This window comes from Haloferula sp. A504 (genome assembly GCF_044385805.1).
Taxonomy (GTDB): domain Bacteria; phylum Verrucomicrobiota; class Verrucomicrobiia; order Verrucomicrobiales; family Akkermansiaceae; genus Haloferula.
In genome coordinates this window covers 1-1,214 of the sequence record NZ_JBISBU010000151.1, presented here as the reverse complement: position 1 = coordinate 1,214, position 1,214 = coordinate 1, and the positions used below count along the sequence as shown (strand labels likewise).

General features: G+C 62.8%; 1 pseudogene. It reads right to left on the bottom strand.

Features of this window, described 5'->3' with window-relative positions:
- Positions 1-1,214, bottom strand: a pseudogene (locus ACG2LG_RS23875) (hypothetical protein); the annotation flags it as partial.

Here is a 1,214-nt window from a genome sequence, read left to right as displayed (position 1 = left end):
AGGGCCGCCGTGTTCCCAACCTTCGCCGCACCGTCGTTGGTGTCGATACCATCCCATTCACCACAGTTGTCGCCGTTGTTGTTCTGGATGACGAACACGAACTGCAGGTCGCCGTTGTAGCCCTGGTCGATGTCGATGCCGTCGTCCTTGCAGAAGGCCACCGAAAGGTGGCTGGCGTCCACCGTTCCACCGAAGAACTCGATGCCGTCGTCCTCGTTGGCAAACACCTCGATGTGATCGATCACCGTGCCGGTGCCGACACCGCCGAGCGTCAGACCGTTGATCTCGTTGTTCGCCGAGAGGTTGAATCCACCGTGGCGGATGGAGATGTACTGCAGAATCCCGCTGTCATCGGCGTCGTCCTGCGCATGGAGGCTGTCGTAGCCATACTCAAGCAGGTCACTGAACGCATCACCGTCCGCGTTGCGCGAACCGACGGGCGTGGTGCCCTCGATCACGTCGTTGCGGACCGGCTGGGCGCTCGTGTTGACCAGCGAGATCGAGGCGTTGCCAAGCACAATCAGACCGCCCCATTTCGCCGTGTCCGTGGGGGTGAGTGCGGTGGCGACAACCGAGTCGCCATCGATGTCCTCGCCATATTCAGCCTCAAGGTTCTCGACCGCATCGAAGATGATGGGCGCGTCGCAGGTTCCCTGGGCGATGATGCGCCCACCGCGGGTCACGATCACCGAACCGACCAGGTCGTCCGAGGGATCACCGGGGGTGTTGAGCGGGTCGCTGTTGGTGCTGTAGATCTTCGTGCCGGCCTCGATCGTGAGCGTCGTGCCGTTCGGAACGTAGACCCGGTCCGTGAGGTAATAGATGTTGTCGTTGGTCCAGGTGGTGTCATTGGCAAGGACGGGAGTCGACCAATCGACGCCATCCTTGTCGATGTTGGCGAGTTGCGTCGCCACCACGTCGACGACCGGCTTCTTGATCAGGCCGTAGGCATCAAGCGCGGTCCAGCTCGCGATCCAGAGGTCCTCCGAGTCGAAGGCTCCGCGGTAGGCGGCTGCCACGGGGGCACCGGGCTGCACACTCGTGTTCAGCACCGTCGGGCGGGGATCAATCGAGGTCACGTTGTTCGATCCGTCGCGCGTGTAGGCGGCAAACAGCGGATCGGTCTGCGGCTCGCTGTTGTCGTCGAGCAGCGCATCGGCAAAGTCCACCGCGTAGAAGTCCGAAGGACGTCCACCACCGGCCACCACCGACTG